The following is a 20,426-nucleotide window of genomic DNA, read 5'->3' as shown; positions in this document are numbered from 1 at the left end:
TCCTTTTGGTAACGCTTACAAACACATCATAATGTGTAACCGGTTACATATCAAGTGTTAATTTTGCCGCATCAAAAAAACGTCGGGCTCATCATTGATCCCGGCGTTCCTCATACTCGTCTTTCGTCACGACATAAATGAGGCTCTGCACCGTGCGCCCATCTAAGCGCGTCAACTGTTGGGATGTCGTGAACACGTATGTGAATCCTGTCTTTTCGACGACACGGCGCGACTGGTCGTTGAAGTCGAAATGACCGCACCAGATGCGCTCGAGGTCGAGGTCGTCAAAACCGTGACGCATCACTTCTTGAACGGCCTCCGGGATGTACCCTTGCCCCCAATGGTCCGGGCTGAGGACATACCCGATCTCGCGTTGCCGGTCATGCTGAATCTCAGGGTCCGGCCGGCGGTCGTGCAACCCAAGACTTCCGATGACTTCACCCGTCTCTTTTAACGTGATGGCCCAGACGTCTTGGTCTTGTTGGAACAGCCGGATGACGTCACGCGTCTCCTCGACCGATTGGTGCGGCGCCCATCCTGCTTTTGGTCCGACCCGCTCGTCTTGCGCGTATCGAAACATCTGTTCAGCGTCCTCGAGTTGAAACGCCCGCAACTGGAGCCGGTCTGTATCAAGTTGAATCATCTTGTTCTTCCTTTCTGTCGTTTCCCTCGGATTCGTTCCGGGAATGAGTCCATGAGGAGGGATGACGATGCCGTTTGATTATGATTTAGATTTTGAAACGATTGATTTCCGTAAACAACCGGAGCTGTATCGGGTCGGACGAGGTGAACAAGGCGTCCTACTCGTCGAACCGTATAAAAGTGAGATTCTCCCCCATTGGCGTTTCAAGACGCCAGACATCGCCAAACAGTCCGCTGATGAGATTATGGAGCTGTTCGAAAAATACCGGGCCAACGATGATTTCGTCGGAATGGATATGGCCCGCAAATTCATCCAGATGGGCTATACCCGGGCGAGACGTTACGCCAACTATAAAGGCGGACGAAAATATAAGGACGACGGCGACATCCACGACCGACAAATCGATGAAGAAAAGGCGGAATCGGCCCGCATCTTTAAGGAACGATGGGACCAACTTCGAGCAGATGAAGACTATTTGAAGCGAAAGAAAGCCCACCAGAAACAGTACGGATGATTACCGGGTCATGACGAGAAAACGGGTCGACCCTTTTTCAAACGAAGTGACCTGTTGAAATCCCAGCCGCTCATAGAGATGGATCGCCCGCTCGTTGAACGCGGCCACCGTCAACCGGAGCGGTTTGCCTTCGCGCGCCGCTTCTTGCATCACCAACTGGACGAACGTACGGCCGTTTCCCTGCCCCGTTCGGTCCGGATGCATGCCGAGCCCGAGGTCGATGTATGTGTCATCGTAGACATATGTATCGTTCGGCACTTGTGCGTATCGGCCGAGACAGTAAAAACCGATCAGTGTACCGTCATGGACGGCCTGATAGGCCATCAGTTCATCCAGCCCTTCCGCTGAAGCTTCTTGATTATAAAAGTCATATGGCGACTCATACGTCCACGCTTGAATCGCGTGGGCGTCTTGTCGCGTCATCGAGCGAATATCCATGACAGCCTCCTTTCTCACGTCTCTTTTTGTTCGTGCTCGTCGGCAAACATTCCTGTCTACATCAAAAAAAGGATGGGTCGCCCCATCCTCACTTCCGTGTCCACGTCGCCGTGATGTCGACGTCGGCCGCATGCATCAAATTATGGATCGGACAACGAGCCTCGACACCTTTCTGGAGCGCCGCAATCCGTTCATCCGATTCGGTCGTATCGAGGACGATATTGACGTGTACTTTCTCAAAATACGTCCGTACTCCTTCAACGCCTTGGAAGCCGCGCGGGTCGAGCGTTCCTTCAGTTACGAACGTCACTCCGTCGTAGTTGAAATCTTGATCTTGCGCCACATAGGCAATCATGATTGTCGTACACGACGACAACGCACCGAGCAAATATTCGAGCGGATTCGGACCGGCGTCCGTTCCGCCGAGACGTTCCGGCTCATCGACGACGAACGGCTCGAGGTCACGCACGTGCACCGTCGTCTTCACACTCGTCGCTTCCCCTTCGGCGCGCATCGTCACTAACGGTTTTTCAGTCATATCGTCTCCTCCTCTATCAAGTTGCCATCTTCATTCTCGTTCCCGTTATTTCGGTCCGTGTAACACCTCGTCATAAATCGCATAGTCGTTTTTACCGTGTTGCTTGATTTGATACATCGCCTGATCGGCTTTGTGAATAAGCGTGTCTAAATCTGATCCTTGACCCGGTGCGACGCTGACCCCGATGCTCGCTCGAATCGGAATCGTCTCCCGTCCGAGTCGGAACGGCCGCTCGGCCAATTCGGATTGCAATCGTTCGACGAACGCGACGATCTCGTCTGCTTCGACATCCGTCAAATACATATAAAACTCATCACCGCCAACCCGCGAGGCGAGACCCGTTTCCGGCGTCACCGTTTCGAGCAGGACACCGAGATGAACGAGGAAATCATCACCGACCTGGTGGCCGTACGTATCATTGATACCTTTAAAACCATCGAGGTCGAGAATGACGAGCGCGAGCGTATCCGCTTGCAGTAACGCCTGATCGGCCTGTTCATAAAACGCGCGACGGTTCGCGAGTTTCGTGAGCGGGTCGTGATAGGCGAAGAAGCGAATCGATTGCTCGGCTTCTTTGAACGTATGGACGTCCCGAATCAAAATCATGCCATGAATCTTCTGGTCGATATAGACGAAGTCCCCGTCGATGACGACGTACCGCTCTTGTCCTGATTTTGTCTGAATCTTCGTCTCGAACTCGAGAAACTTCTTTTGCGCATTAAAATGTTGAGCGTAGTGTTCACACCATTCGTCCCGCTTTTTCTCGGGCAATAAATCGATGAAACGCTCATTGACGACTCGGACGGTATGGAACAACATACGCGCAGCCGGGTTCGCACTCTCGATGCGACCGGTGTCGTCGACGAGGAGAATTGCCGATGGATTCAAGTTGTAGAGGGTACCGTATCGTTTCGCATAAGACGCGAGGAAATCGAGTCGGTTCATCGCCACGACGAGGGCGACCGTCCAGACGAGGCCCCCATACATATACGCATACGGTGGCATGATGCCACGGAACTGGAAATAGCCGAAGACGATGTCCCAGATGAGGACGGCGACAGCGGTCCAAATGAGCATGCGCAGGACACGTTGATGCTCGGTCCGATCGGCGCGTTTGAGTGCATAGACGAGTAACAGGATGATGAGAAAATGGAACACGTTGCCGACGGTCATCGTCGTCAAATACGATGCGTTGAACTCAGGATAAATCCAGACGCCGACTTGGTCGAACCGCTGACTGTTCAAAATGTTCTCTTGGCGGATGAACGTCAACGCGACCGGCACGAGCGGCAAATAGATGACATACGGATACATCCATTTCGGCAGTTTCGCCCCGACTCCCGTCACTTTGACGATGAAGTGGACGGAACACACAAAAATCAAAATGCCAGCGTTGCCGAACCAATAGGTGACGAAGGCGGGACTGGCTTCAATTGGGGACAGATGTCGTCCAAACTCGGCCAAGAACAACATCGCGTAGCCAAATACGAACAGGCTGAGCAGTCGATGCTCGACTTGGCGCGGGTTCCGGAGCAAGACATCAAGGGCAAGGTGGCTCAATAAAAAAGCCGGAAGTAAATAAACGGCCATATAGAGAAATAGTGTGGTCACGGATAGACCCCTTTCTTCAAACAAATCCATCTCTTACTTTCTCTATCGGTCGAAGCGAATCCTTTCTCGAGTGTGCGGACACATCCATACAAAAAGCGAGCGGAACCAAGCCCGCTCGCAGTCGTCATCTCTTTTTATAACGTGTCTTCGATTGCCGTGTCGCCTTTGACGAGGTCAATCGCTTGATTGTAGGCCGCGTCATGACCGATGAGGTGAGCCAAGAACGCCGCCACGTCTGCACGTGGAATCTCACCCGTCGAGACGTCGCCCGTTTTCACTTTGCCCGTGCCGGCGTCGTCCGTGAGGGCGCCCGGACGGACGATCGTATACGTCAGTCCGCTCTCCTCGAGCAAACGATCGGCATGATGCTTCGCGACATAGTATGGTTTCATCTCTTCCGGCCATGCCGAGCGATCTTCCGCCTTCAAGGCGCTGACCATGACGAACTGTTTCACATTCCCGTTCGCCTGAGCCGCCTCGATACTTTTCGCCGCGCCGTCAAGGTCGATTAACAGCGTCTTGTCGGCTCCGGTACTGCCGCCTGAACCGGCCGCAAAGACGACCACGTCCATCCCAGACATCGCCTGTTCAAGTGACGACACGTCACCTTCGAGGTCGCCTAACACGGCTTGATAGCCTTTCGATGTAAAGTCGTCGAGTTGCTCTTGTTTCCGCACCATCGCCGTGACTTGATGCTTCCCTTCCTCGTGCAATCGTTCGACGAGCTGTTTTCCAATCTGTCCATTCGCGCCTATTACAAATACGTTCATCTGTCTTCCTCCTCAAGTTGAATTCAGAGACAAGCGAAACGCCGTGTGGCCATGGCCACATCCGGTGCAGAAGCGATGGCCGAGATGACGGCGACACCGTCCGCCCCGTCGTTCCGAATCATCGGAACGTGTTCCGGTGAGATGCCGCCAATCCCCACGATTGGCAGCTCTCGATACAAGGCTCGAACTTGGCGGATGAGCACCGTCCCGTTCACTGCCCCGGCGTCTTCTTTCGAATTCGTCGGGTGGACCGGACCGATGCCCACATAATCCGCATGCTCGATGGCCGCCGCTACTTCTTCGAGCGTGTGCACCGAGACACCAAGCCATTTGTTCGGGCCGATTCGCTCACGAACGCGTGCGGCCTCGGCATCATCCTGTCCGATATGCACGCCGTCGGCATCGATGCGCTCTGCTAGTTCGACGTCATCATTGATGATGAACGGAACATCGTATGAGCGGCAGAGTGTTTGCAACGCTCTCGCCATCGCTTCTTTTTTATCCCCATACAGTGCATGTTTACCTTTTTCACGAAATTGAAAACATGTCACGCCACATTGAAGTGCCGTTTCCACCGTCTGGAGCATGTCTTCCGCGTTCGCGGTTCCGCAAATAAAGTAGAGCCGCAACTGCTCAGCGATGGTTCGTTGTGATGGATTCAAGCGTCACACCTGCCTCTCCATGTGTCGCATACGCCCAGTGATTCGTCGGTCCATGTCCGGCACCGATATCGAGTCCATGCGTGATGGCACTTTGAATGAATCGCTTGGCGGTCACCGTCGCCTCGAGGATAGAATAGCCTTTGGCCAGTTCCGCCGTGAGCGCTGCCGAGAACGTACAACCGGTGCCATGCGTGTCACTCGTCTGGATGCGCGGGGCCGACAGGAGGAACGCCTCTGACACCGTCATGACCAAATCGTCCGCAGTTGCGCCATCGAGATGTCCCCCTTTTAAAATGACGGCACGGACACCGTACGCTAACATCCGTTCTGCTGCTTCGATGCGGTCTTCAAACGTCCGAATCGTCATGCCCGTCAACACTTCCGCTTCCGGCACGTTCGGTGTGACGACGGTCGCGAGCGGCAAGAGGGATGTCTTGAGCGCCTGGACCGCCGAATCCTGAAGCAGCGAGGCCCCGCCTTTCGCAATCATGACCGGGTCAACGACGAGCCGATTGAATGTGTGACGCCGCACCCCGTCAGCGACCACCTCGATGTGCGCCGCATCGAACAACATCCCGGTCTTGCACGCCGCAATCATAAAGTCTGAACCGATTGCATCGAGTTGTTGCGTCACGAGTTCTGGTGACACCGCCTCGACCCCATGCACCCCACGCGTGTTTTGGGCCGTGACAGCCGTCAAAACACTCGTCCCGAACACACCGAGCTCTTGAAACGTCTTCAAATCAGCTTGAATGCCAGCGCCACCGCCCGAATCCGAACCGGCAATCGTCAACACTTGCTGCCGTATCATGACACCACCTCGATGCGGTCACTCGGCAACTCGACCGCCGTCATCTTGCCCAGCTCATTCAAGAAGTGAACGGGGAAGTCACCCGGCCCGTCGGTCAAAGCGGTAGCGAGTTCCCCGCACCGGGCATAACCGGCTAGCGCTGTCGCCGTGGCCGTAACCGCATCCCGTTCGACCGCAAGGAACGCACCGACGACCGCACTCAGTAAACAACCGGTCCCTGTCGTCCGAGCCATCGCTTCGGTGCCGCCTTTAATTTCAATCGTCACGTCCCCGTCACTGACGAGATCCGTCTCTCCGGTCACGGCAACGACACAGTTGTAGCGCTTAGCCGCTTCACGCGCGATGTGATTCAAATCATCCCGCGTTTCCCCAGCGTCAACGCCGCGCGCCGCCGCGTCGAGACCAATCAATGTCGCGATTTCTCCGGCATTCCCACGGATGACCGTCGCACGGACAGATTGCAGAATCGCCTGGGCGACGTCGCGCCGAAATGAGGTCGCCCCGACACCAACCGGATCGAAGACGATCGGACTACCTGCTTGATTCGCCGCCTGTCCGGCTCGAATCATCGTACGTTCCGTCATTGCATCGAGCGTACCAATATTGAGCACGAGCGCATCGCTTAAAGACGCCATCTCGGCCACTTCTTCAACCGCTGACGCCATGACCGGGGCCGCCCCGATGGCGAGCAACCCGTTCGCTGAAAAGTTGGCGACGACGATATTCGTGATGTTGTGGATGAGTGGCCGTTCGGCTCTGACTTTATCCCATAAGTCGCGCTTCATCGTGTCACCCCCGCCGGTAAATTCCATGACTCGAGCGTCCACGCCATCTCCCAAAACGCATGCTCGTAATAACAACTCTTCAAGAACAGCTGTTGATACCGGAGGCGTTCTTCCGCCGTCGCCTGCCCAGCGAGCACGTCGAGCCGTTCAATCTGTTCCTCGACGAGGTCGCGGAACCATTCCGACCCGTACGTCGAAATCCACGTCGCATAAATCGGGTGGTCGGGTGTCGCGTCTTTCATGCGTTCGCCAATCTCGTAATAAATCCAATAGCACGGCAAAATTGCTGCGAGCACGTCACCGAGCGTTGGACCGGCCTGTTGCATATGGAGCGCATAGGCGTAAGCCGTTGGGGCCGGCTCAAACGTCGCCCACTCCGCTTCCGTCACGTCGAGCAACGTGAAAAACTCACGATGCAACGCATGCTCCGCTTCGATGGTATGGAGCGCGTGTGTCAAAAAGCGGCTCGCTACTTCCATGTTCGGGGCGAGTGTCGCGCCTTTCGCCTGTACTTTCGAGAACTGATTCAAATAATACGAGTCTTGCATGACGTAATGCCGAAACTTCGCCTCGTCGAGTTCACCCGTTCCGAGCTCGCGGACGAACGGATGGTCAAAGCTGGCTTGAAACAAGGCATCGGCCTCTTGTCGTAAATGTGCGGTGAATGTCATGTTTTCTCCTCCTTTGTAATCAAAAAAGACGCCGCCTCCCATAACGGAAGCGGCGTCGGATTTACACAAAGTGTACGAAAACAATCGGTTCGCCCACTTCCCTACGCTAGCGTGAACTAGATCAGGTTCAAAGGGTCTGGACCTCGTCCATCTCAGCCGCGTCACGCGACTCCCCTAGTGGTAAACATTATGAAATTCGGTCGTCTACGACCACATCATATCAGTCTTTCCCTGTACTGAAAACCCTTTATCGCGAAAAGCGCCGGTTCAACAACGTCCCCATTTGCGAGAACCGCTCGGTGCCGAGCTTGCGACGGTTCGACGCGGCGAACACGTAATAATCGACTTTGCCCATATAATAAATCAAACGCAGGCCGGCCAAGAAGAACGTGATCGTTGTGCTGACGGCAAAGCCGACACCGTACCAATCGATGCCGCGCGGCAAGAGCAGTAACGTGAACAACGCGTTCAACGTGAAGAACGAGATGTTGACGAACAACGCCCCGCGCCGGTCCTCGAAATAGAGCAACAACAGCGTCAAGATGAGAATCATCGCATTCGCGAACGCCGCGAGCGTCGTCATCCGAAAGATTTGACCAATCTCATCCGGGACGCCAATCCAACTGACGAACGCGCCCGCCATCAGGATGGCGAACAGCGTCACGACGCCTTGGCTCCGCGCGAGTCGAATCAACTCATTTTTCAATACGGACGTCATCGTCTGTTTTGCCTTCTCGATTTGATGGAGTGCCCCGCCGTAGTTGATCAATCCATAAAACGTACGGTAGCGCTCATAAAACCGGGTCTCGACGGCAACGACGAACAACAGTTGCGTCGGGATAATCGTCAAGTAGGACCAAAAGATGGCCGTATCATAATACGGGTTGAACAGGAACGAGTCCGCGATGATGACACGTCCTTCACCGAACCAGATGATGAAATTCGTGACCCAAATCCCGAGCACGTACAACACGCCGATGGCGAACAAGTCTGGATAGCGGTCGAAGTACTTGAAGTACGAGAACTCTTTCACCGCGTAACGGAGCGGGAACGTCCGGAGCATCGCGAAGAACAACCCGAACAACGTCACAATCATCCCGACCGTGAAACCGAGCAACAGCTCGAGACTCGACGGGTCGACCATGAGACGGCTAATCGCATAGACGCTCCCGACCGAGATAAGTCCGCCGAGCAGGAAGCTATAGGCCACCGCTTGATAATACTTGGCGGCACTTAAAAACAAGAACATGACCCAGATGACGTTAATCGTCATGAATAAAACGAACAACGTCAGTTTGTACAGAAAATCGAGCGGCGACAATAGCCAAAAGATACTATACAGCAAGCCTGCCGCGAGAATCGTCACTTTGAGCATCCCGGTGAACACCGGGAAAATCTCATGTGCCTTCTTCTCATAAAACAAGTCCGCCACGTATCGGGTGACGACGAGCTGTTGAAAACTGAACAAGATTTGCGAGAAGATGAACGCGTACGAGACCGAGATCATGAAGAGCGTCCGTTCGGCGAGCGACAACGTCGGCATTTGGAACGCCAACCATTGAATCGTACCGACGACCAAGATGACAATCAACCACGGTCCGGATGTGACGAGGCCGGAGAACGTGTACGCCTTCAGCCGGGACGAATAGTAGTCTTCTTGGAACAACTTCTGTAACTTAAACCCGATGCCCGCCATACTGTTCCCTCCTCGCTTCATAGATAGCCTTATAGCGGTCCACGACTTGTTGGAGACGATAATATTGGCGGACCCGCTCCCGTCCGTTCTTGCCGAACCGCATTCGTTCCTGCGGGTAATCCATCATCCATTCGACTTTGTCGGCGACCGCTTCCGGATGAACCGGTGGCACGATGAAACCGGCCGGACCAAACGGGTCATCCGCTCGTCCGTATAAAAGCTCGGAACAGGCGCCGACATCGGTGGCGACCCACGGAATCCCAGCGGCCATGCCTTCGAGAATCGCGAGCGGCTGCCCTTCCGAGATGCTCGTCAGGAGCAGTAGATCAAAGGTCGGCAAATACGTTTGGACGTCCACTTTCCCGGCCAGTTCGACATAATCGCTCAATCCGCTCTGTTCGATGAGCAGACGGCACTCTTCCGCATATTCTTCATCCTCGTCGAGTGGACCCATGATTGTCAGTTTGAACAGACGATGCCGCTCCTGCAAAATCTTGGCGGCGTAAATCATCGTCTTCAAGTCTTTGATCGGAACGAGGCGGACGATGGCACCGATTTGAAAGAGGTCGTGCTCCGGACGATTGACCGTCGCCTGGATTTGTCGGTCGGCAATCCCGTTGGCGATAATTTTCGTCTTCTCGCTCGGGGCGCCGATCCATTCCTGATATTCGCGATTCCGCTCGAACAAGGTGATAATTTCATCGGCCGCGTTATACGCCTCGCGGGACAAGTGGTGGAAGAACCGGACCCATCTCGGCTTATACGGCGCCGGAATCCAATACGACTGTAAAATTTCTTCCTCGCGTTCACGGGAATAAATGCCATGCTCGGTCAAGATGAACGGGATCCCTTGCGTCTCTTTCATGTAGGAAGCGACTACCCCGGCATAACCCGTCGATACGGAATGGACGAGGTCGACTTTCGGGAGCGGCTGATGGAGCACCCGCAAAATCGGGGTGTACATGCTTTGCCACATCCAGAAATAGTCGATGAACGAGCCGCCGTTCATCTCTTCGGCGTAGGCGGCCTTCACGTTGCGCCAAAAGAACTCGCTCGCGAAAAACGCCTCGCTCGAAGGCACTTCTTTCCCGAGTAGTCGCAACGCTTGCCGGTTCGGGCTTCTTAACATGAGCCAATCCGACACGTTCTGTTCGTCGTCGGCACCCCACTTCAATCGTCCCCTCGCGCGTTCACCTACGTCGTTCAAATACAGATGGGTGATGCCGGAGACGTTCGGAGGGAGCGCGTATTTCATGTCTTCTGGCCGTTTCTCGGTCGGTTGAATCGAGATGATTTCAAACGACACCTCGGGCATCGCCTCGATTAACGTCTGCGTCCAGCTCGATACGCCTCCGCTCACGTACGGATAACTGCCCTCTAAGACAAGTCCGATTTTCATTGCGCTTCCCCCTTGATGTCGATCTCAGCGTTCGCCGATGTCAGTTTGACGAGATAGAGCGGTCGGTCGGCCTCCCACTGCTCGACCGTCCCGAAATCAAACTTTCCTGTCTCGAGTGACTGGCCCGGTTTCAGGCGAATCGTAAAATGAGACGGGTTGACGAGCCCTTCCCCGGCCAAATAGACCGTCGACTCATCGAACGTGACGTTCAAATCAGCTTGTTGGTAGGTGATCATCTTTTCGGTCGCGTAATGTTGCGTATACGCTTCGAGATGCGGATATTGGTCTCTCACGTCATGGACGATTTTTCGCAGGCTCGTGAACATCGTATCCCAGTCCCGTCCGAAGGCCCGGTCTGGATCGATGACATCATCCGGGTGAATGAAGTGTGAAAACACGCCGAAGTTGGCGATTGCATCGACCATCTGAAAAATCGAGCCGCGCTCTTCCCCGTAATCGCTCGTCACGCGCGGGAAATGATAGAGATTCGGGTGCGTCGCATCAAATTCGAACTCTTGCACGAAATCCCCGCTTTCCGGTTCTCCGGTGTAGAGCGAGGCGATTGTACGAAGTTCCGGCAACGCCTCGGCAATCGCATCGACTCCCGTCCGGTTGAGCGCGTTCGACGGTGGGACGTATGACTTGAGCGTCTCGGCCGGGAAATAGTTCGCAAATACGGATTCGGCCTGTAATAACGACCGTTTCATCTCGTCTTTATCTTTCCACGGGATATATCCATACGTCGGATCAATCGGTTCATCGGCCGTGACGAGCGACTGATGATTATAGCCATGCAGGCCGATTTCACCGCCGTGGGCAATCAGTTTTCGCCCGAAATACAACATCGGAAACTCGCCGCGCTTAATCAACTGCTCATCGACAAGTTCCATCTCTTCCTCATACGTCCCAATCATGGCACCTGTATAAATCACATCGTCGTCTTTCGCTAAATCGACCATGTCTTCCCACCAATCTTCGGCGAAGAAGTCTTTGACGGATTTATCAAGCGGGGTGGCAGAGACATCTTTCATCTTCCCATCCATGACCGGTGCCGGGAAATCATCAATGTACATGAGTTTGATGGCCGCTTGTGCCGTGACGAACGCCGGTGGCATCGTGCCGAGCGTCTGCACGAACAGCCCGCGAATCATCTTTTGGTTCGTGATAGTCGTGTTCCAGTATAGGACGTTCCCTTCGCCGACTCCGTATTCCCACAGGATTGGGAAACCTTCGGCTGACAACATGACGTTGGCGTCATCCGCGATTGCAAAGTCGACGACGCTATGAACGAACAGGTCGTCCGGCGGATTCAAGTCGACATAGCCCGGGAAAATCGTCTCCTCGAAATTCAAGCCGTATACGTCCGGCACATACTCACCAATTTCTTCAATCCCGGTCAACGCGTTCCACGCGGGGTCTTTGAACCGGTTCGCGAACACGAGGTTGCCGCCCTGTTCGACGTAACGCTTCATCGCGACGAACGGCCATCTCGATGAATCTTCTCCGGTAAAAATGATAATCGTATACGGAGAAGGCGCAATCGATCCGACGGCACCAGGACTGACTTCACGCACGTCGAGCTTCGCGTACTGCAAGCCGTGACGCAGATTGTCCGCCGTCTCGACCGCCAAATCTCCTTCATCCCGGACGAGATAAATTTGAAGTTGATGTTCGCCCGCTTTCGCTGACGCATCACTCTTCAATTGATCGATATTCATCTGCTGCTCGGCGACGTTCGGCAGTAAAGTGTGCAGCGAATGAATCCGTAAGTATTGAATCGCACCGACGATGACTAGAAATAAGACGATGAAGAGCGAGAATGAGATTACAGTTCGTTTTTCCATGATGTCGTGTCACTCCATTCTTCAAACAACAGTCGGTACTCATACGGCACATCCTCGAGCGAAAACTGGGTCTGCATCATAAACATGACCGCCTTCACTTCGTTCCAACGCTCCCGCTCATAATAGAAGTTGATGAGCATGAGGTGGGCCTCGATTCTTTCAGGGAAATGATGGACGTACTCCTTCAGGATGTTCAATTGCTCTTTCGGATGCTGTAACGTGAGATAAATCTCGTTCAAGTCTTCATAAATCCATGGTGCCGGCGGATAGAGCGTCTTTACTTTTAACAATTCTTCAAGCCATGCGGTCTGCTTGTCCTTCAACATGACCTCAGTGATGAGCTCGCTATGAATCATCCGTTTATAGATTGTCGCGAGCCGTTGAATCGTGTCCGGATTCCCTAAATCATACTCGCGTTTCGCTAATTTCAGTTCTTGTTCATACTGATCGATCAAGATATTCATCGTCGCTGCCGCATAGTGGACGGTCTCACTGTCCTTGCTCTCGAGACCCATCTGCAAATATTTCCCTTGCTGGTCAATCGACTGGTTGACGTGCGTCAAAATCGAATGTTTTCGGATGGCCGGATCTTTGGAATTGATGGCATCGGTGAGCGGTAACAAGTGCGCGCTACTATTCGCTTCATGACGAATCTGTTCATAGTTGACGACTTTGAAATCGATATAGTCGTCATAGTCTTCAATCAGACCGCTCCGGCCAAAGCGCTCAGCCAAACGATACACCGCAAAGACGGCAAATTCGGCCACAAACGGTAGGAACAGTCCGAAACTGAGGGCCGCTACCGCGACCCCATAGTCGGGTGCTTTCATCTTTCGTTTCAACACGATTAGCAAGACGAAGGCGAGCACGGCGTGAACGACATAAATCCCAATCAATCCGAAACGAACCGTCGGCTCCATCCCGTCACACTCCCTTCTGGATCAAAATCCCTTCGATCCGATCATAAATCCGTTGACGGTGTTCTTCACTCGTCCCGGGGAGCAACAGCAACAGCTTGTTGTCTTCGGGATCGTAGCCGACGACATCGATTTCCCGTAAATACGAGTGGACGATGGCCTCGATACTCTCGAGCGAGACCGGTTCATAGCCGAGCGCATAATCGAGCACGATATACGGCTGTCCGTGGTGAAGTTTCTTTTGTTCTTGAATGGCGACCAGTTCCGTGAACGCCTCTTTCTTATAGAACGAGGTGCCTTTATGCATTTTCTCGTGCTGCTCTTTGCGAATCAGGTTTTCGGCGTTTTGGACGCGCGTCCCAATCCACGAGAATAAGATATTCAAGACATGCAAGTCATCGGTCGTCAACTTGCGGAGCGGCAAGCGTTTGATGACGACGACTTCACGTGTCTGTCCGTCCACGACGATCGGCGCGAGCAACATCGGGTCCGTGTCCTCATCATCGAGCTGACGGAGTGTCGTCTCTTGGACTTGGAAGAACCGTTTGAACATGCTTGACGCCTCGTCAAGGAAAATCGTTTGCGGGAACTCTTTCGTTTCGGTTTGCCGAATCAAGAGGCGCATCGATTTCTGGGAGCGGTCGACGTGGTAAATGGCGACATCGCTCGCTAAAAACGTCTTTTTCAGCAGGCGAATCGTTTCGCTTCGAATCAGTTCCGGGTGTGGCAAGTCGAGCGATACGGCAAGTTCATACAATTGGTTCAAGCTGTATTCGGATTGAAGTAGTTTTTGACGAAGTGTCGTTTGCGAAGTGTTGAGTAAATCGACGGTCTCTTTCAAATACGTGTTCTCATCTTTCAGTTCCTCATTGCGGAACTGACTGATTTCATAACGCTCTCGAAATGAGGTGCTGAACAACCCGACGATGACGGTGATGGCGAAGTAGTAAAACAGTGTAAGAAGTGAGTTTGTATCGTAGAACAAGAGGAAGATGTCCCCTCCCATTAAGCCGGTGTATAACACTTTATAGAGGAGCAAGATGCCAAAACTGATTAAGCCGAAGATAGTGCCGTATCGTAAGGCGAATAAGATGGCGGCCGCATAAAACAAGTTCAACTCATTTTGAATCGTGCCCAGATTAAAGAATAAATCGATTCCAATCAACAGCGCGAACACGACAAGAATCTCAACCCATTTGAGCCACGGACGGTCTTGAGCGTATAAAATGATAATCCCCTCCTCGCGATTGGTTCCTCGTTACTGGTCCAACACATAGGCAGCCGAATGTAAGTAGTGGATGACGGCATCTTCTATTTTCCTCATACCCTAATCAACACCTAAAAATCCCACGTATTGTAATACGTTGGTTCGTGATAATGAATAAATCCGTTCGCTTCGGCCATGTCCCGACTGGTCGCTTCCTCTTGATCGGACACGGTGAGGACGGCAATCCCATACTCGTCTTGAATCGCGTTCATCCGGTCGAGCATCTCCATCGACCACGAATCAGATGTGATTTCGGTGTAGTTGAAGCCTTCCCACATGAAGCCTTCCACGTACGGGGCACTCGTCCGTTCGAGCGTCTCGATGCCCCAATTTTGAACGACCGGAACGCCGGGATACGTACGCTCAATCGCCTGCAGAAAATCCTCGAGCCCAGCCAACTGTTCCGCTAAGTCTTCTGGATAATCCAAATGGACGTCATCGATGTCCCCGACCGTATCAAGGAAAATACCATCCAAATGCTTGTTGATGACTTGTTTTTGAATTTCGCGGATTAAAATTTTGCGAAAGTCGGCCGAACTGATATCGGTCAAATACGAGTCCCACTTCGGAAAGTAAATCCGTTCCCCGTCTCGATAGAAGTAGTCATCCTTGTCCATTTGGCCAATCAGCGCTCGATTCCACGAATCCGCCTCCATCACATTTATATATCCGAACACTTTCGTCCCGTTCGACCGAATCGTCTCGATCTGTTCGGGCGTATACCAAATCGGTTCGATAATGACGAGGTCGTAGCGAGCCATATCCTCGATAATCGCCTCGGTCGGCATGTTATAGAAAATCTTGTAAGAGTGAATCTCATCAAAATCAAACGGCTCTCGCGTCGTACATCCTCCTAAAAAGAAGATGAGCAATAAGCCGGTAAGCCACAATCGTCGCACGCGGACACCTCCTTGGTGAGCAATCTGTCTTGGTGTGAATCGGTCCGTTTGATGTTGAACAACGAGTAAACATGCTAATTGTTTCTTTAGAAGGGAGAAAATGGATGAGAATCGATTTATTGAGAGTTGCCCGGTTCTGGCCCGACCTAAACGTCTCTCGCCCGATTCCGCTCACTAAAAATTGGCTATACAAAAAAGAAGACTGATGAAAACAGTCTTCTAGCGTCCAGTAATCAGCAAATATAAGTTGAAGGCCACGAGTCCAAGCGGAAATAAGGCCACGACAACAATCGGCCATTTCTTCGTCCGGATGCCGACAAATAAGAGTAAACTCCCTACTAGGAGCGCGATGAACGTCGTATACGGATTCAAGCGTCATTCCCCCTTCTATAGAGGGGCTTTTCCCGACTCGACCGAAACTTAATCGTTTGAACACCAAAGCGTCGAAAAGGCGTCACGAATTCGTCGGGCTTCATCTGCACGAAACGGATATCCCGCCCGCTCGGCGACCCGTCTGCTCGTGCGTTCGAACTGCTCGACCAACGCTTCATGGGCCGCCTCGAGGGAAGTGATCTCGATTGCCGGAAATGTATGAAGATAGCCGTCCCACCTTGCCGCATCCATATATGGGGCCAGAGCGTCACCGGCCTTCCCGGCGTTCACGGTGAAGTCCGTCTTAAAACCGACCTCCCACGACAGCATCTGACGGAGCATCGTCCGCATAATCGTGACATGGTCGTACGCGTATAATAACTGCCCCCGCTTGATGCCTTTGACGACGTAAAGCGACACCCACCAAAACTCGTTCCAACACTGCTCATAGTCAAATCGGCTCGGTCGGTGGATACGGTACGTGTCATCAGATGGAATCGGTTGACCGGCAATCCCGTCTTTATCGACGAGGACGAGACTGAGTGAGTCCGCTTGAATCGCCTGTTGCACGTCACGCAGCGGGCGAACGGTCAAATCGACGCGATGACCGGCTGCAAACTGGACGAGAAACGTAAAACGCTCATATTCGTCGCCTCCCGGCACCTCATCAGGCGTCTGCATGATCAAGACGTCCCCGAGCGGCAGCATCCAGGAACGGTCCTCGATGAACGTGGTCACGTCTTCGACGAAACAAGTGATATCGACGTCTTGAAAACGGTCTGGTTTTACGTTCGGATTGACGAGCGACCCGTTCAAGACGAGGACGCGGACGTCTTCCCGCTCTGCGGCCACGGACGTCAAGTGCTCGAGCACTTGCTCATTGGTCATATGACGTTCGCCCCGAGCGAGCGGGCGACTTGGACGGCCTGTATCACATCGATCGTCGCTTGTTTCAGAATGACGTCCGAGAAATCGACCCCGTCCATCTCGGCCCCTACAAAATCGGCACCGGAGCAATCCGCGTGCTGCAACACGGCGCGGGACAAGACGGCGTTCGTCCAGCGTGATTCTTTCAAATCCGCACCGTATAAATCCGCCTCGGTCAAACGGACACCGGACCAATCCATCTTCCGGAGCGGGGCGTGACGCAGATTGACGAACGACCAATCTCCTTCCCGAACGACGACCCCTTCGAACGTGCATGACTCGAACGACGAACCCGTCATCTTGCACTGATCGAACTCGCTCAAAAACAGATTCGCCCCGTTGAACTGACAGTTCAGGAACGAGCTGCCGCTGTGGCGCGAGGCGTTCCACTTCGAATCGGTGAAGTCACAGTTGATGAAACGACACTGTTCGGTCTCGAACTCGGTCGCATCGATATAGGTAAAGCGACAGTTCTCGAACGTCGTCTGCGTGAGTTGGATGTCACGGAGCGTCTCGTCGCGGAAGTCCTCGCCTTTATAACTCTCATTTGATTGAAACATGACCTGCCCCCTTGACGTATAATTGATGTAGCTTAAGGAATGGAGTGATGAAAATGGATATCGTATTTCCGACCGAGCACGGCACGTTCAATTATCGCGTTGCCGGCATCTGGGTCCAGGACGGTCATTTGCTCGTTCATCGGAACGTGAACGATGACTTTTGGGCGTTGCCGGGCGGCCGGGTCGGCATCGGCGAAGAAGCCGAGCTCGCCTTGACGCGTGAGCTGCAAGAAGAACTCGAAGCGACACTGACGGGAACGACGTTCGCTTTCGTCTCCGAAAATTTCTTCACGTATTTGGAGCGCACCGTGCATGAGATCGGCATGTACTTTTATGTATCGGGTGACCTCCCGCTCCGGCATGGAGACTTCCACGGACCGGAAGGCGATCACCTCATCTATCGTTGGCAGCCGCTCGACGCGCTCCGGGACTTGAAACTCTTCCCGGAGACACTCTATGCGTTGCCGCAATCACTACCGCCCCACTTTATCGATCGCTGAGCTTGATAGAATCGACTTCAATTCGTGCAAGTCTTGAATCTCATATGTCGTCTCGACCGTCGCCGCAATCTCGTGCGGGTTGTACCAGCACGTGTCGAGCCCATACATGCGCCCGCCGGCGATATCTGCCGTCAGCGAGTCACCGACGATGAGTCCGCGTTCCGGTGCCACATTCGGCACGCGGTCGAACACGTAATCGAAGAACGGTTTCATCGGTTTTTGTGATCCGGTCGCATCCGAGACGAACACGTCCTTGAAATAAGGAAGCAGTCCCGACGCTTCGAGCCGCTTGAACTGCGTCTCCGTCACACCGTTCGTGACGATATAGAGCGGATACTGTTCACTGAGTGTTTGGACGAGCTCGAGTGCCCCATCGATGATGTGCACCCCGTCGTGCAAATGGTCGCGATAGCGCTGTTCGACTTCATGTGCATCGATCGTGATGCCGAGCGTATCGAACAGTTGCGTGTGTCGGCCCATTAAGACGTCTTCCCGTCCGACCTCGCCACGCTCGAACGCGCGCCATAATCCGTTATTGATCGTCACGTACTGTTGTTTCAATTCATCTGTCATCCGAACGTTGTGGGCAGCGAGCAACTGCTCCAAGGCGACGTGCTCGCTCTGTTTAAAGTCGAGCAACGTATCGTCGACATCGAATAAAATCGCTTCATACCGTTTCATAATCTCTATTACCCCTCTCTGCCTCTAATGTACAGGAATGGGCCGAGAAGTTCAAAACAGGGAGTGAGCCACATGCCGAAACCACCCATCAGCAACCTTGAGTATTCGGACAAAGAACTCGCGTCGTTTTTCTATTTGGCCGATGAGATGTTTGGCATCGATTTTCGTGCCTGGTATCGGGCTGGTGAATGGACCGACCGCTATCGTTGCTATTCGTTGACGTCCTATCGGAACGTCGTCTCGAACGTCGGGATGAGCCGGATGACACTGATGACGGACGGAACCGCTCGCGAAACGTACCAAATCGGGACGGTCATGACGGACGAGGACCGACAAGGACTAGGGCTCGCCACCCGTATTTTCAAGTATGTGTTCAAGCAACATGACGCCGATGGATTGCCTTATTTTTTGGCTTGTGACGAAGGGGTGGAACCGTTTTACGAGCAACAAGGGTTCTCCGTCCAGCCCGAACCGGAGCTGTTTGTTTCAGTATCGGGATCTGCGGCTCCACTCGAACGCGTCGACATCGATGCCGAGCAGTGGCGTCGTTTCAAGCTGGAGTCGCTCCCGTTTTCGCCACGCCTCTATGCGACGGACGACATGCATATTTGGATGTTCCACTACTATCAAGGTATGAACAAAGACGTTTATCGCTTCGACGACGTGCATGTCATCTATTTGATTGAAGGCACGCGCCTGAGATTATTCGCGGTGCTGTCATCTCTGCCCGTCGATTTGCGTGACGTCGTGGCCCGACTCTCGTTCGAAGGCATCACCGAGATCGTCTTCGAATTCACGCCTGAGCTGGACGGTGTGGAGCAACGCCCGTCCCGTGATGGTCAATGGATGATTCGTATGAACGAAGGGCAACTCTTCCCGGAAGGTTGTCGCTTCCCGAGTTTATCGAAAGCATGAAAAAAAACTCGCCTCATGGGCGAGTTTTTTGTGTATGGAATGCATGTCCGAGCGCCTGTGCAGATTCTTTGACGGCTCGTCTCGCTTCCGGGACGTACGTGTAATAGTTGACGAACCCGTGAATCAAACCTCCATAATTTTGATACGTCACCGGGACACCGAGACTGATCAACTTGTTGGCATACGCTCGTCCGAGATCACGAAGCGGGTCATACTCGGCCGTCAACAGCGTCGTCGGCGGCAGTTTCGCCAAATGTGGCGAAACAATCGGCGAGGCGTATGGGTGGGTCAATTCTGCCTCGTCATGAAAGTATTGGTGTTGGAACCAACGAATCAACGCTTCATCGAGCAAATAGCCGGTCGCATACTCGATTAACGATAACGGCAGATTCTCCTCGGTCCCCGTCACCGGATAAAATAACAGCTGATGCATGGCGAGGGGACGGCCTTGCTCGATGGCCATCAAAGCGCTGACCGTGGCGAGCGTCCCCCCAGCGCTGTCACCGCCGACGGCGATGCGCTCGGCATCGATTTCGAGTTCCGAGGCGTGATCCGCAATCCAAACGAGCGCCTCATAGCTGTCGTAGACGGCTGTCGGGAATTTATGTTCCGGCGCGAGTCGATAACCGACCGAGATGACGGTACAGTCGGCCTCATTCGCGATCGTCCGGCAAATCGCATCATGCGTGTCGAGACTCCCCGTGACATAGCCACCCCCGTGATAATAGACGAGGGCAGGGGCAAGCGTTCGACTCGATCGATAGATGCGGATTGGAAGTGAGCGATTCGGGAGCGTGATCCAGCGCTCCTCGACATCAAGCACATGTTCTCTATGTTGAAATCGGGTCATCATTGCGTCTTCTTGTCGTCTTAATTCGAGCGGATCCAATTGGTCATATGTGGTCGAGAGCTGATTTTGAAACTGGTTCAAATAAAATTGAATCGTCGGATTGACTGGCAACGGGAATCCCTTCTTTCTCTTTTAGGCGTTCAGTTGCCTATTCCC

At 53.3% G+C, this 20,426-nt stretch carries 23 protein-coding genes and 1 riboswitch; of the genes, 3 read left to right on the top strand and 20 right to left on the bottom strand.

From position 1 onward, the window contains the following. Positions 1 to 91: 91 nt before the first annotated feature. Positions 92 to 643 carry a GNAT family N-acetyltransferase gene (locus M467_RS20070; RefSeq protein WP_021065937.1) on the bottom strand — a complete coding sequence of 184 codons (552 nt, stop codon included), beginning with the start codon at positions 641 to 643 and terminating at the stop codon, positions 92 to 94. 67 nt (positions 644 to 710) lie between these two features. Between M467_RS20070 and M467_RS20065 the strand changes: the two genes are divergently transcribed. Then, positions 711 to 1,157, top strand: coding sequence for a DUF4385 domain-containing protein (locus M467_RS20065; RefSeq protein WP_021065936.1), 447 nt, complete (start codon positions 711 to 713; stop codon positions 1,155 to 1,157). Here the strand turns inward: M467_RS20065 and M467_RS20060 are convergent, their stop codons facing one another. From M467_RS20060 to M467_RS19980, 17 genes are all read right to left on the bottom strand, one after another. After that, on the bottom strand, positions 1,158 to 1,595 hold the full coding sequence (locus M467_RS20060) for a GNAT family N-acetyltransferase (RefSeq protein ID WP_021065935.1): 438 nt from the start codon (positions 1,593 to 1,595) through the stop codon (positions 1,158 to 1,160). It lies immediately after the preceding gene. 88 nt (positions 1,596 to 1,683) lie between these two features. Further along, positions 1,684 to 2,133 (bottom strand): OsmC family protein, encoded by a 450-nt coding sequence (locus M467_RS20055; RefSeq protein WP_021065934.1) that lies wholly within the window; start codon positions 2,131 to 2,133, stop codon positions 1,684 to 1,686. 45 nt (positions 2,134 to 2,178) lie between these two features. Continuing rightward, a complete protein-coding gene (locus tag M467_RS20050) occupies positions 2,179 to 3,744 on the bottom strand; it encodes a diguanylate cyclase domain-containing protein (protein ID WP_021065933.1) in 1,566 nt (521 codons plus the stop codon). 134 nt (positions 3,745 to 3,878) lie between these two features. Further along, the gene (locus M467_RS20045) at positions 3,879 to 4,514 is read right to left on the bottom strand and encodes an SDR family oxidoreductase (RefSeq protein WP_021065932.1); all 636 of its coding nucleotides are present in this window, start codon (positions 4,512 to 4,514) and stop codon (positions 3,879 to 3,881) included. 23 nt (positions 4,515 to 4,537) lie between these two features. Then, on the bottom strand, positions 4,538 to 5,176 hold the full coding sequence (gene thiE / locus M467_RS20040; RefSeq protein WP_021065931.1) for a thiamine phosphate synthase: 639 nt from the start codon (positions 5,174 to 5,176) through the stop codon (positions 4,538 to 4,540). After that, complete coding sequence (gene thiD / locus M467_RS20035; RefSeq protein WP_034797043.1) at positions 5,148 to 5,984, bottom strand: bifunctional hydroxymethylpyrimidine kinase/phosphomethylpyrimidine kinase; 837 nt, start codon at positions 5,982 to 5,984, stop codon at positions 5,148 to 5,150. Before thiD ends, thiE begins: the two co-directional genes overlap by 29 nt. Continuing rightward, positions 5,984 to 6,772, bottom strand: coding sequence for a hydroxyethylthiazole kinase (thiM, locus tag M467_RS20030; protein ID WP_021065929.1), 789 nt, complete (start codon positions 6,770 to 6,772; stop codon positions 5,984 to 5,986). The genes thiD and thiM overlap by 1 nt, the downstream gene beginning before the upstream one ends. Further along, on the bottom strand, positions 6,769 to 7,443 hold the full coding sequence (gene tenA, locus M467_RS20025; RefSeq protein ID WP_021065928.1) for a thiaminase II: 675 nt from the start codon (positions 7,441 to 7,443) through the stop codon (positions 6,769 to 6,771). Before tenA ends, thiM begins: the two co-directional genes overlap by 4 nt. A gap of 81 nt (positions 7,444 to 7,524) precedes the next feature. Then, positions 7,525 to 7,629: riboswitch (TPP riboswitch) on the bottom strand. A gap of 61 nt (positions 7,630 to 7,690) precedes the next feature. Beyond that, positions 7,691 to 9,139 (bottom strand): exopolysaccharide Pel transporter PelG, encoded by a 1,449-nt coding sequence (gene pelG / locus M467_RS20020; RefSeq protein WP_021065927.1) that lies wholly within the window; start codon positions 9,137 to 9,139, stop codon positions 7,691 to 7,693. Then, positions 9,120 to 10,538, bottom strand: coding sequence for a GT4 family glycosyltransferase PelF (gene pelF, locus M467_RS20015; protein WP_021065926.1), 1,419 nt, complete (start codon positions 10,536 to 10,538; stop codon positions 9,120 to 9,122). Before pelF ends, pelG begins: the two co-directional genes overlap by 20 nt. Next, complete coding sequence (locus M467_RS20010) at positions 10,535 to 12,382, bottom strand: DUF2194 domain-containing protein (protein ID WP_021065925.1); 1,848 nt, start codon at positions 12,380 to 12,382, stop codon at positions 10,535 to 10,537. Before M467_RS20010 ends, pelF begins: the two co-directional genes overlap by 4 nt. Further along, positions 12,364 to 13,302 (bottom strand): tetratricopeptide repeat protein, encoded by a 939-nt coding sequence (locus tag M467_RS20005; RefSeq protein WP_021065924.1) that lies wholly within the window; start codon positions 13,300 to 13,302, stop codon positions 12,364 to 12,366. Before M467_RS20005 ends, M467_RS20010 begins: the two co-directional genes overlap by 19 nt. Positions 13,303 to 13,306: 4 nt before the next feature. After that, positions 13,307 to 14,476 carry a GAF domain-containing protein gene (locus M467_RS20000; protein ID WP_021065923.1) on the bottom strand — a complete coding sequence of 390 codons (1,170 nt, stop codon included), beginning with the start codon at positions 14,474 to 14,476 and terminating at the stop codon, positions 13,307 to 13,309. A gap of 161 nt (positions 14,477 to 14,637) precedes the next feature. Next, complete coding sequence (locus M467_RS19995; RefSeq protein ID WP_021065922.1) at positions 14,638 to 15,465, bottom strand: glycoside hydrolase family 191 protein; 828 nt, start codon at positions 15,463 to 15,465, stop codon at positions 14,638 to 14,640. Between the two features lie 219 nt (positions 15,466 to 15,684). Continuing rightward, the gene (locus tag M467_RS31775; RefSeq protein WP_021065921.1) at positions 15,685 to 15,837 is read right to left on the bottom strand and encodes a hypothetical protein; all 153 of its coding nucleotides are present in this window, start codon (positions 15,835 to 15,837) and stop codon (positions 15,685 to 15,687) included. 48 nt (positions 15,838 to 15,885) lie between these two features. After that, a complete protein-coding gene (locus M467_RS19985) occupies positions 15,886 to 16,725 on the bottom strand; it encodes an aminoglycoside 6-adenylyltransferase (protein ID WP_021065920.1) in 840 nt (279 codons plus the stop codon). Then, positions 16,722 to 17,324 (bottom strand): pentapeptide repeat-containing protein, encoded by a 603-nt coding sequence (locus M467_RS19980; protein WP_021065919.1) that lies wholly within the window; start codon positions 17,322 to 17,324, stop codon positions 16,722 to 16,724. Before M467_RS19980 ends, M467_RS19985 begins: the two co-directional genes overlap by 4 nt. Positions 17,325 to 17,377: 53 nt before the next feature. Between M467_RS19980 and M467_RS19975 the strand changes: the two genes are divergently transcribed. Continuing rightward, the gene (locus tag M467_RS19975) at positions 17,378 to 17,824 is read left to right on the top strand and encodes an NUDIX hydrolase (protein WP_021065918.1); all 447 of its coding nucleotides are present in this window, start codon (positions 17,378 to 17,380) and stop codon (positions 17,822 to 17,824) included. Here M467_RS19975 and M467_RS19970 read toward each other — a convergent pair. Next, entirely contained in the window at positions 17,798 to 18,505 is a 708-nt protein-coding gene (locus M467_RS19970; RefSeq protein WP_021065917.1) for a YjjG family noncanonical pyrimidine nucleotidase, read from the bottom strand. The two genes, M467_RS19975 and M467_RS19970, sit on opposite strands and share 27 nt — an antisense overlap. Positions 18,506 to 18,577: 72 nt before the next feature. On the opposite strand from M467_RS19970, the gene M467_RS19965 reads away from it, so the two are divergent. Then, on the top strand, positions 18,578 to 19,420 hold the full coding sequence (locus M467_RS19965; RefSeq protein WP_021065916.1) for a GNAT family N-acetyltransferase: 843 nt from the start codon (positions 18,578 to 18,580) through the stop codon (positions 19,418 to 19,420). 13 nt (positions 19,421 to 19,433) lie between these two features. Here the strand turns inward: M467_RS19965 and M467_RS19960 are convergent, their stop codons facing one another. Next, complete coding sequence (locus M467_RS19960) at positions 19,434 to 20,381, bottom strand: alpha/beta hydrolase (protein WP_021065915.1); 948 nt, start codon at positions 20,379 to 20,381, stop codon at positions 19,434 to 19,436. Between the last annotated feature and the right edge of the window lie 45 nt (positions 20,382 to 20,426).

This window comes from Exiguobacterium chiriqhucha RW-2 (assembly GCF_000416965.1).
GTDB lineage: Bacteria > Bacillota > Bacilli > Exiguobacteriales > Exiguobacteriaceae > Exiguobacterium > Exiguobacterium chiriqhucha.
Note: the sequence above shows the minus strand (reverse complement) of the source record. Positions and strands in the feature narration are given on the sequence as shown.

What these genes read in the sequence shown, in the direction of transcription:
- M467_RS19980 (WP_021065919.1), bottom strand. Translation starts at nt 17,324, where the DNA reads ATGTTTCAATCAAATGAGAGTTATAAAGGCGAGGACTTCCGCGACGAG.
- M467_RS20010 (WP_021065925.1), bottom strand. Translation starts at nt 12,382, where the DNA reads ATGGAAAAACGAACTGTAATCTCATTCTCGCTCTTCATCGTCTTATTT.
- M467_RS19975 (WP_021065918.1), top strand. Translation starts at nt 17,378, where the DNA reads ATGGATATCGTATTTCCGACCGAGCACGGCACGTTCAATTATCGCGTT.
- M467_RS20055 (WP_021065934.1), bottom strand. Translation starts at nt 2,133, where the DNA reads ATGACTGAAAAACCGTTAGTGACGATGCGCGCCGAAGGGGAAGCGACG.
- M467_RS20005 (WP_021065924.1), bottom strand. Translation starts at nt 13,302, where the DNA reads ATGGAGCCGACGGTTCGTTTCGGATTGATTGGGATTTATGTCGTTCAC.
- thiM (WP_021065929.1), bottom strand. Translation starts at nt 6,772, where the DNA reads ATGAAGCGCGACTTATGGGATAAAGTCAGAGCCGAACGGCCACTCATC.
- M467_RS20060 (WP_021065935.1), bottom strand. Translation starts at nt 1,595, where the DNA reads ATGGATATTCGCTCGATGACGCGACAAGACGCCCACGCGATTCAAGCG.
- tenA (WP_021065928.1), bottom strand. Translation starts at nt 7,443, where the DNA reads ATGACATTCACCGCACATTTACGACAAGAGGCCGATGCCTTGTTTCAA.
- pelF (WP_021065926.1), bottom strand. Translation starts at nt 10,538, where the DNA reads ATGAAAATCGGACTTGTCTTAGAGGGCAGTTATCCGTACGTGAGCGGA.
- M467_RS19965 (WP_021065916.1), top strand. Translation starts at nt 18,578, where the DNA reads ATGCCGAAACCACCCATCAGCAACCTTGAGTATTCGGACAAAGAACTC.
- M467_RS20065 (WP_021065936.1), top strand. Translation starts at nt 711, where the DNA reads ATGCCGTTTGATTATGATTTAGATTTTGAAACGATTGATTTCCGTAAA.
- M467_RS19985 (WP_021065920.1), bottom strand. Translation starts at nt 16,725, where the DNA reads ATGACCAATGAGCAAGTGCTCGAGCACTTGACGTCCGTGGCCGCAGAG.
- M467_RS20045 (WP_021065932.1), bottom strand. Translation starts at nt 4,514, where the DNA reads ATGAACGTATTTGTAATAGGCGCGAATGGACAGATTGGAAAACAGCTC.
- pelG (WP_021065927.1), bottom strand. Translation starts at nt 9,139, where the DNA reads ATGGCGGGCATCGGGTTTAAGTTACAGAAGTTGTTCCAAGAAGACTAC.
- M467_RS19970 (WP_021065917.1), bottom strand. Translation starts at nt 18,505, where the DNA reads ATGAAACGGTATGAAGCGATTTTATTCGATGTCGACGATACGTTGCTC.
- M467_RS20070 (WP_021065937.1), bottom strand. Translation starts at nt 643, where the DNA reads ATGATTCAACTTGATACAGACCGGCTCCAGTTGCGGGCGTTTCAACTC.